Raw genomic sequence first — 9,181 nt, 5'->3', positions numbered from 1 at the left:
CCCCCCCCCCCCCCCCCCCCCCCCCCCCCCCCCCCCCCCCCCCCCCCCCCCCCCCCCCCCCCCCCCCCCCCCCCCCCCCCCCCCCCCCCCCCCCCCCCCCCCCCCCCCCCCCCCCACCGGAAGGGGTGAACGGTCGTAACTTTCCTGCGCGGGGCGCGTTCCGTCGCGCTAAGAGATCAACTCTTCACTGCGCGCGACCCGCGGGCTTGTGCCTGACGGCCAGTCAGCCGTTCGGATAGGCCCAGGGGTTGGGGCGGCAGTCGATCCCGTCATGATCGATGAACTTGGTCTGCTGTTGCATGACCGGGGCGAGTTCGCCGTCCTTGTCGCAGGTGACGTGATTGTGGCCGAGACGGTGGCCGACCTCGTGGTTGATCAGCATCTGCCGGTACGGGAGGATCGCGTCGCCGTACGGCTTCGCGCCCTGCGCCCAGCGGTAGGCGTTGATCATCACGCGCTCGGTGGCGGCCGAGTCGCACGAGACGTTGTCCTCGGTGGTGTCCAGGCCCGACTTGGCGCACCAGTCGGCGGTGGTACCGGGGCTCGCCAGTGTGATCACGAAGTCGGGACGCCCGGAATGGATGCGTTCGAAGGTGCGGGCGCCGTTGTGCGCCCAGCTCCGTTGGTCGTTGAGCGTCTTCTGCACGGCCTCGGCGAAGAGCTCGCCGTCGAGGTCGAGCCCTTGTTCGACGTCCACACGGTAGGTGTATTTCTGCCCCGTGCCGGGCGCCTTCGCGATGCCGGGGATCGCATCGAACCTCCCCGAGCCCTTGAGGTCGGCGCCGAGCGGGTACTTCTTGCCCATTTTCTGCTCGTACGTCAGTGGCGCGACGGAGGCGGGTGGCGTGGGGAGTTCGTCCGTCCGGGACGAGGGGTCACGGGTGTCGCGTGCCTGGCCTGCCGCGGACTGCGACCTGGTGCCGCTTCCGTCCGATCCGTCGGCGACCTGGCCCGCCACGACGATCGCCAGCACGGTGGTGACGGCGGCCGCGGCGACGCCGGTGAAGGCCCTGCCCTTGCCGCCCTTGTCCGACGCGGGTTCGCCGGTGGGCGGAGCGTCGTCGCCGCCGGCGCCCGCGTCCGTCGCGAGGTTGGTACCGCCGTCGTCGTCCGCGCTCCAGTCGGTGACGGAGGAGTACGAGTCGGCGGGCTGCGCCGGGGCGGCCGTACGGTACGGGGGGCGGCGGGCCGCGAAGACGTCGTCGTCCCCGGCGAAGGCGTCCAGGTACTCCTGCCGGGGCCCTTGCGGTGGTCCCTGCCGTTGCCGCGGCAGGGGCGGCCCCGGCCGCGCGGGCTCTCCCGGAGCCGCGGGCCGACCGCCCAGCTCGCCCCAGCCGCCACCGGTTTCGCGCTGCTCCGGATGGCCGCCCCGCACCCGCGGCACCCCGTGCGCCGGAGTGCCGTCGGAGATCCGGGGCACGCCCCGCGCCGGCGTACCGTCGGCGAAGCTCCGAACACCGTGCGCCGGAGTGCCCTCGGCCAGGCCCGGGACTCCGTGCGCCGGCGTACCGTCCCACGCCTGCGGCGTACCACGCGCCGGTGTGCCCTCCGGGGCACCGGGAAACCCACGCGTCTGCGTCTCGCCCGGCACCGCCGGAAAGCCGTGGGCCGGCGTCCCGCCCGGCACCGCCGGAAAGCCATGGGCCGGCGTCCCGCCCGCGAACCGCTGCTCCGGGCCCCGCCCCGGACCGCCGGACCTCGGCCCGGCGGATCCCGCGGGCCCAGGTCCGGCGGGTCCCGGACCTGCGAAGCCCGTACCTGCGAAGCCCGTACCTACCTGGGGCCCGCCTCGTGCCCCGCCCTGCGGGCGGCGCGCCGGGTCCCTCTCCGGGCCGCCCTGAGGACCGCCTTGTGGTCCGATCCATGGCCCTCCGGGCGCCGGACGAGCCGCGCCGCCGGGTGGCCTGGGCCCCGCCGGCGAGGTCCGCTGCTCCTCCGTCGGCCCGGCCGCGCGGCGGCGGTCCGGCGCGCCGGACCGGTCCTCCCGCGCCGGGGCGGGGTCCGCGGCATCGGCCCTGGGGGCGGGTCCGCGGCGGCTGTGGCGTCCCACGTCGCGCCTCAGCCTCCTGTGCTCTGCTGGGCGGGCTCGTCCTCGACGATCCCGTCGGTCCTCTCGCCGGCCGCCGGCCCCTCGGTGTCCGCGAGGAGTTCACGGAACGCGGTGGCCACGGCGTCCGGATACTCCATCATCGCCACGTGCCCCGCGTCCGGCAGCGTCAGCAGCCGGGAGTCACGGAAGGCACGGGTGGCCCGCGCGGCCATGCGGTAGCCGACGAGTCTGTCGCGACCACCGTAGACCAGGAGCGTGGGTGCGAGAACCCGCTCGGCCTGGCGCCACAGTCCGTGCTGGCCCCCCACGGTGTAGGCGTTGACGATCCCCCGGGCGGAGCGCGCCATCGCGTCCCAGAAGTACGGCAGCCGCAGTCGCCGTTCCATCTCCTCCACCGCGTTGCGGAACCCTTCCGGCGAGACGCGGCCCGGATCGCCGTAGCAGAGCGCCGTCACCCCGCGCACCCGCTGCTCGGCGGTCCAGTCCCGGCTGATCCGGGTGAAGAGCGACGCCACTCCCGGCACCGCCAGCAGACCGGTGGGCACCGCACTGCGCTGCACGCGGATCTCCGGCAGCGCGGGCGAGACGAGGGTGAGGGTGCGCACCAGGTCGGGCCGCGCCGCGGCGACGCGGGTGGCGACGGCACCGCCGAGTGAATTGCCGAAGAGGTGTACGGGGCCGCGGCCGGACCCGTCGAGGTGGCGGACGACCGCGCGGGCGTGGCCCGTGATCGAGTAGTCGCCGTCGTCCGGCGGCGGGGAGTCCCCGAACCCCGGCAGGTCGAGGGCCTCGCTCTCGACGACTCCGTCCAGCAGCGGCATCAGCGCCGACCAGTTCTGCGAGGAGCCGCCGAGACCGTGGACGTACAGGGCGGGCGGCAGTCCCTCGCGCATCGGTGGTCTCGACCGCACCGTGAGGGTGATGCCCGGGAGCCGGACAGACCCGAGCCGCTCGCCGTCGGCGACCTTGACGGCCGCGACCTTCGGCAGCACGTTGGCGGGCGGCAGGGGCGGCGGCTCGATCGAAGGCATGCGGCAATGTTACGAGACGATCACGCAATGGCTCACGTGTTCGCCATCACAAGCAGTAGCCGCAGGAGGCTCCGCGTAGCCGGAGTGCCTCCGGGGAAGGGCCACAAGAGGCCACCTCGGGGCAGAGAAGCCACGAGCCCGGTGCGCACACCGACGCATGGCGGCCGGATCGGGTGTCTCCTAGGCTCATGAAGTGGGCACCCGCGTGTGGCCCCTGCCCCTCAGGGGACTTTCGCAGCAAAGGAGCCCGGCATGACCGTCGACCCGACCGATCCCGAGACCTTCGACGAGTCCTCCGACACCGCGGCACCGGACCCGGAGGAACGCGACGTGGAGGCGCCCGACGCCGACACCGCCGAGCAGCAGACGGAGGTCGCACCCGAGCGCGACGACCCGCTGAACGGGGCCGACCCCGACCGCGCCAACGAGGCCGACCTGGCCGAACAGGCCCGGGTCGTCTCCCACGACGAGGACGACTACCGCTGAGGCCCGGGCCGCGAGCCGCTCGGACGCGGCACGGACGCACACCGAGCAGCCCACGAACAGCGCACGAGCAGCACACGAACAGAACTCGGTACACAACTCGGTACACAACTCGGTACACCCGTCCGGACACCGTCCGGTGGAAACGGGGGCCGATGTCTGCCCGGTCTGAGTCTTTTTGAAACCTGTTGTGCGGCTTTCGCCGCCGTCCGGTCCGTGAAATTCTGCGCTCGCAGCACACACACCACGGTTACCGAAAAGTACGATGACAGCGCGGCGCACACCGCACGAGGACGACTATGGGAGGCGGCGTGACAGCCATCGAGCAGACAGAGGCGGTACGCCCGCGGGGCACACGCCTTCCCCGCCGAGCCCGACGCAACCAGTTGCTGGGCGCCGCACAGGAAGTGTTCGTGGCCCAGGGGTACCACGCGGCCGCGATGGACGACATCGCCGAGCGCGCCGGCGTCAGCAAGCCCGTGCTCTACCAGCACTTCCCGGGCAAGCTCGACCTGTACCTCGCCCTGCTGGACCAGCACTGCGAGGCACTGATCCAGTCCGTGCGCAGCGCGCTCGCGTCGACGACCGACAACAAGCAGCGCGTCCGCGCGACCATGGACGCCTACTTCGCGTACGTCGAGGACGACGGCGGTGCCTTCCGGCTGGTCTTCGAGTCGGACCTGACCAACGAGCCCGCCGTGCGGGAGCGCGTGGACAAGGTCACCAACGAGTGCGCCGAGGCGATCTGCGACGTCATCGCCGAGGACACCGGGCTCTCGCGAGCGGAGTCGATGCTGCTGGCGTCCGGTCTGGGCGGTCTCGCCCAGGTCGTGGCCCGTTCCTGGCTGCACAGCGACCGCAGTGTGCCGCGCGACCAGGCGGTCCAGCTGCTGACGTCGCTGGCCTGGCGGGGCATCGCGGGCTTCCCGCTGCACGGCACCGATCAGCACTGAGCGACGCTGAGCGGCGGCCTGCATCCTCTGCGACCCGGTTCTGTTCCCGTCGGCTGTTCGCTCCTGGCGTTCTCGGACGCAGCGTGTACGTCCCCTCACCGGGCTAATGTGTGCGGGGTACGGCGCGGATGATCGCGCACTTCACTGACCGTCGGAGGGACATAGCCGTGGAGGTCAAGATCGGCGTGCAGCACGCGCCCCGCGAGATCGTTCTGGAGAGCGGTCAGAGCGCCGAAGAGGTCGAGCGCGTGGTGGGCGAGGCACTGGCAGGCAAGTCGCAGCTGCTGAGCCTCGTGGACGAACACGGCCGCAAGGTCCTGGTGCCGGCCGACCGTCTCGCCTATGTCGAGATCGGCGAGCCGGCCCCGCGCAAGGTGGGCTTCGGCGCGCTGTAGCCGGGACGCGGGACGACGGACGGAGTAACGGAGTACGGGAGGGGCCCGGCGGTGACTCACACCGCCGGGCCCCTCCCGTCTTCAGGTCCCCGCCTCCAGGTCCCCGCCTTCAGATCCCGCCTTCAGGTCCCCGCCTTCAGGTCCCCTGCCTCCGCGCCACCGCCACCAGGTCTGCGGGCGGCCTCGTGGGCACGAAACCGTGTTCACGACCGGACCACAGTTCACCCACAGGGGGAGGGTTGTATTCCGCAGGCCAGGGGTAAGACGGGTGTGACCGTTGCGGGCAGGCCGGCCATCTGGGAGGGACCCCGACATGCTCTTGGAAGCGCTCAGCGCCGCGATCCTCGGACTCGCTCTGGCGTGGGCCGCCGCCCACCTGCTGCCGCACCGTCTTCCCGGCCCCGTCATGGTCCTGCCGACAGGCGCGGCCGGGGCCCTGTTCGGGGCGTTCGTGACCCACACCGCGCTGGGTGCGGGCAGTCTGCTCCTGGTACTGCTCGGCGCGGCCGCCCTCTCCGCGGCCGCCCTGTCGCTGCTGCTGCGCCCCGCGGGAGCGGGAGCCCTCCGCGGCAGCTCGGCACCGGCCTGAGGGCCACCGCCCGGCCGCGAGCCGCCGCCCCCTCCCCCGTACCGGCCCGATCGCCGGGTCGCCCCGGGTCGCGCCGCCGGTCGTGATCAGGCAGCCAGCCCCAGCGCCGCCATCCGCTTGGTGTGCGCCTCGGTGATCCGGGAGAACATCTTTCCGACCTCGGCCAGGTCGAAGCCGTCCGCGACACCGCCCACCAGCATCGTCGACAGCGCGTCCCGGTCGGCCACCACCCGCTGCGACTGCGACAGCGCCTCCCCCATCAGCCGCCGCGCCCACAGGGCGAGCCGCCCGCCCACGCGCGGGTCCGCGTCGATCGCCGCGCGCACCTTCTCCACGGCGAAACCGGCGTGCCCGGTGTCGTCGAGCACGGCCAGCACCAGCTCACGGGTGTCCGTGTCGAGGCGGGCCGCGACCTCGCGGTAGAAGTCACTGGCGATGGAGTCACCGACGTAGGCCTTGACGAGCCCCTCGAGCCAGTCGGAGGGGTCGGTCTGCTTGTGGAAGCCGGCGAAGGCGGCCACGAACGGTTCCATGGCCTCCGTCGGCTCCTCGCCGATCTCGGCGAGCCGGTCGCGCAGCCGCTCGAAGTGGTGGAACTCCGCCGACGCCATCTTCGCCAGCTCCGCCTTGTCCGCCAGTGTGGGCGCCAGCTTGGCGTCCTCGGCGAGCCGCTCGAACGCCGCCAGCTCGCCGTACGCGAGCGCGCCGAGCAGGTCCACGACCGCGGCCCGGTACTGCGGGACGGCCGCGGCCGTCGCCCAGTCCCGGGCCGCGATCGAGGTGGCTCCGGCGGTTTCTGCGGTTTCAGCGGTTCCGGCCGGTGCGGAAGGGGCGTCTGCGGCGGTGCCAGGCTTGTCAGAGCTCGTCATGCAGCGCACAATAGCCCGCTCTTCGACAACGGGAAGGCCCTGGTCAGTGAGTGTGACGACGACTACGTGACCAATTCGGCCATCGCATGTGCGCGATTCCGGGGTATGGTGGTAATGCGCCTGCCGAGTATGTGACGTACGGGTACGTGACATCGTCGTCGGGCCGCACGCATGAGGATGCCCGGTCGGTGGCCCGATCGGCTCCGACCCGACAGCCCTCCCTGCCGTGCGCCACACTGCGTACGGAATCCGGAGGGGGACCCTCAGTGGTACGAGCGCTGGAGCGTCGACAGAGGTCCCGTGTCCTACGGCTCATCCGTAAGGCAGCCGACGTCCCCGACACGGTCCGGCACGACCCGCGCGCTCGCCTCGCACCACGTACACAGAAGAGGCAGCACCCTGACTACGACGTTCCGATCCCTCGGGATCCTCCCCGAGACCGCCGAAGCCCTCGAAGCCGTCGGCATCACCACTCCCTTCCCCATCCAGGAGCTGACGCTCCCCGTCGCCCTCTCGGGCACGGACGTGATCGGCCAGGCCAAGACCGGCACCGGCAAGACGCTGGGCTTCGGCCTTCCGCTCCTCGAGCGGGTCACCGTCCCCGCCGACGTCGAGGCGGGCCGCGCCGCCCCCGAGATGCTGACCGACACCCCGCAGGCCCTCGTCGTCGTCCCGACGCGCGAGCTGTGCCAGCAGGTCACCAACGACCTCCTGACCGCCGGCAAGGTGCGTAACGTCCGCGTCACCGCGATCTACGGCGGCCGGGCCTACGAGCCCCAGGTCGAGGCCCTGAAGAAGGGCGTCGACGTGATCGTCGGCACCCCGGGCCGCCTGCTGGACCTCGCGGGCCAGAAGAAGCTGAGCCTCAAGCACGTCAGGTGCCTGGTCCTGGACGAGGCCGACGAGATGCTCGACCTGGGCTTCCTGCCCGACGTCGAGAAGATCATCAACATGCTGCCGGCCCGGCGCCAGACCATGCTGTTCTCGGCCACCATGCCGGGCGCGGTCATCGGACTGGCCCGCCGCTACATGTCGCAGCCCACGCACATCCGCGCCACCTCGCCGGACGACGAGGGCGCGACGGTCGCGAACACGAAGCAGTTCATCTACCGCGCGCACAACATGGACAAGCCCGAGATGGTGGCCCGCATACTGCAGGCCGAGGGCCGCGGACTGGCCATGGTCTTCTGCCGCACCAAGCGCACGGCGGCCGACCTGGCCGACCAGCTCAAGCAGCGCGGTTTCGCCTCCGGCGCGGTCCACGGCGACCTCGGCCAGGGCGCCCGCGAGCAGGCCCTGCGCGCCTTCCGCAACGGCAAGGTGGACGTCCTCGTCTGCACCGACGTGGCCGCCCGCGGCATCGACGTCGAGGGTGTGACGCACGTCGTCAACTACCAGTCGCCGGAGGAGGAGAAGACGTACCTGCACCGCATCGGCCGCACCGGCCGCGCGGGCGCGAAGGGTACGGCGATCACGCTCGTCGACTGGGACGACATCCCTCGCTGGCAGCTGATCAACAAGGCGCTGCAGCTGGACTTCAACGACCCGCCGGAGACGTACTCCACCTCCCCGCACCTGTACACCGACCTCGGGATCCCCGAGGGCACCAAGGGTGTCCTGCCGCGCTCGGAGCGCACCCGCGCCGGGCTCGACGCGGAGGAGCTGGAGGACCTGGGCGAGCCGGTCGGCCGTGGTGGCCGCACGCGCGGTGGCCGTGGCGGCCGGGACGAGTCCCGTTCCGGCGACCGCGAGCGTTCGTCGCGTACGACGCCGCGTCGCCGCCGCCGGATGCGCGGCGGGGCTCCGGTGGACGCGGAGGCCCCCGCGAGCGCCGTGACCGAGGCCGTGAGCGGCGGTACCGAGGAGACCGCGGACGCGGACAGCGGGCCGCGCACGCTGCGCCGCCGGCGCCGTACGCGGGGCGGCGAGCCGTCGCGCCGACCGGCGACGGCCACGACGGCGGACACCGCCGAGGCGACGGCGGACACGGCACCCGAGGCCGCGGCGGAGGTCGTCGAGGCCCTGGACGCCCCGGCGAAGCCGCGCCGGCGCCGTACCCGCAAGTCGGCACAGGCACCGGCGGGCGTGGAGGCCGCGGAGACCACCGCGGTGCTCGAGGCGCCCCCGGCGGTGGAGGCGCCCGCGGCCGAGGCACCGGCCGAGAAGCCGCGCCGCCGCACCCGCAAGGCCACGGCGCCTGCCGCCGAGGCCGCGGTCGACACGGCTGAGGGAGCGGTCGAGGCGCCGGAGACCAAGCCGCGCCGCACCCGCAAGGCGACGCAGGCGACCGAGTCGGCCGTCGCGGAGCCGGCCACGGCGGAGGCGACCGAGCCCAAGCCCCGGCGCACCCGCAAGGCCGCAGTCGCCGAAACCGGCACCGCCGCCGACGCCGCTCCGGAGCCCACCGAGGCCAAGCCGCGCCGCACCCGCAAGACCGCCGCCACCAAGACGGCAGCGACCAAGGCAGAGAGCACCGCCGACACCGCCGAAGGCACCGAAGAGACGGCCAAGCCCCGACGCCGCACCCGCAAGACGGCCCAGGCCACCGAGCCGGTGTCGGAGACCGCCGCCGACATCCCGGCGCAGGTCTCCGAGGAGCCGGCGGCCGCACCGCGTCGTCGGACCCGTAAGGCCGCGGCTGCCGTCGAGGCGTCGTCCGAGGCGGTCGGCACGGCCGAGGTGAAGCCGAAGGCCCGTCGCACCCGCAAGGCGGCCACGACCGCCACGCAGGCCGCCGAGCCCGCCGAGAGCTGAACCGCACCGCTCGTCCGCACGTCGGCCCGGCCCCGCCACCGAGGCGGAGCCGGGCCG

8 protein-coding genes are annotated in these 9,181 nt (G+C 73.2%); 5 read left to right on the top strand and 3 right to left on the bottom strand.

All coding sequences use genetic code 11. From position 1 onward, the window contains the following. Nucleotides 1–223 precede the first annotated feature (223 nt). Together HZS56_RS36240 and HZS56_RS36235 are read right to left on the bottom strand one after the other, a co-directional pair. Nucleotides 224–1,420: a DUF3152 domain-containing protein gene (locus tag HZS56_RS36240; RefSeq protein WP_374201243.1), complete on the bottom strand. Its 1,197-nt coding sequence runs from the start codon at nt 1,418–1,420 to the stop codon at nt 224–226. A 638-nt stretch (nt 1,421–2,058) separates the two neighbouring features. Next, nucleotides 2,059–3,081, bottom strand: a complete 1,023-nt coding sequence (locus tag HZS56_RS36235; protein ID WP_216725057.1) for an alpha/beta fold hydrolase — start codon at nt 3,079–3,081, stop codon at nt 2,059–2,061. Nucleotides 3,082–3,333: 252 nt separating this feature from the next. Here HZS56_RS36235 and HZS56_RS36230 point away from each other — a divergent pair, with 252 nt between their 5' ends. The 4 genes from HZS56_RS36230 to HZS56_RS36215 all read left to right on the top strand — a co-directional run bounded on the left by HZS56_RS36230 (nt 3,334) and on the right by HZS56_RS36215 (nt 5,501). After that, the gene (locus tag HZS56_RS36230) at nt 3,334–3,567 is read left to right on the top strand and encodes an Rv3202a family protein (RefSeq protein WP_216725056.1); all 234 of its coding nucleotides are present in this window, start codon (nt 3,334–3,336) and stop codon (nt 3,565–3,567) included. A 308-nt stretch (nt 3,568–3,875) separates the two neighbouring features. After that, on the top strand, nt 3,876–4,517 hold the full coding sequence (locus HZS56_RS36225) for a TetR/AcrR family transcriptional regulator (protein ID WP_064731956.1): 642 nt from the start codon (nt 3,876–3,878) through the stop codon (nt 4,515–4,517). Between the two features lie 167 nt (nt 4,518–4,684). Beyond that, nucleotides 4,685–4,912 (top strand): DUF3107 domain-containing protein, encoded by a 228-nt coding sequence (locus HZS56_RS36220; protein ID WP_007444428.1) that lies wholly within the window; start codon nt 4,685–4,687, stop codon nt 4,910–4,912. 313 nt (nt 4,913–5,225) lie between these two features. Beyond that, entirely contained in the window at nt 5,226–5,501 is a 276-nt protein-coding gene (locus tag HZS56_RS36215; protein ID WP_216725055.1) for a hypothetical protein, read from the top strand. A gap of 86 nt (nt 5,502–5,587) precedes the next feature. On the opposite strand, the gene HZS56_RS36210 is transcribed toward HZS56_RS36215, so the two are convergent. After that, complete coding sequence (locus tag HZS56_RS36210) at nt 5,588–6,370, bottom strand: ferritin-like domain-containing protein (protein WP_216725054.1); 783 nt, start codon at nt 6,368–6,370, stop codon at nt 5,588–5,590. A gap of 171 nt (nt 6,371–6,541) precedes the next feature. Here HZS56_RS36210 and HZS56_RS36205 point away from each other — a divergent pair, with 171 nt between their 5' ends. Continuing rightward, the gene (locus tag HZS56_RS36205; RefSeq protein ID WP_253915468.1) at nt 6,542–9,124 is read left to right on the top strand and encodes a DEAD/DEAH box helicase; all 2,583 of its coding nucleotides are present in this window, start codon (nt 6,542–6,544) and stop codon (nt 9,122–9,124) included. Nucleotides 9,125–9,181: the final 57 nt, after the last annotated feature.

The sequence above is a fragment of the Streptomyces mayonensis genome, assembly GCF_018982965.1.
GTDB classification, from domain to species: Bacteria; Actinomycetota; Actinomycetes; order Streptomycetales; family Streptomycetaceae; genus Streptomyces; species Streptomyces mayonensis.
This window is presented reverse-complemented; position numbering and strand designations above follow the sequence as displayed.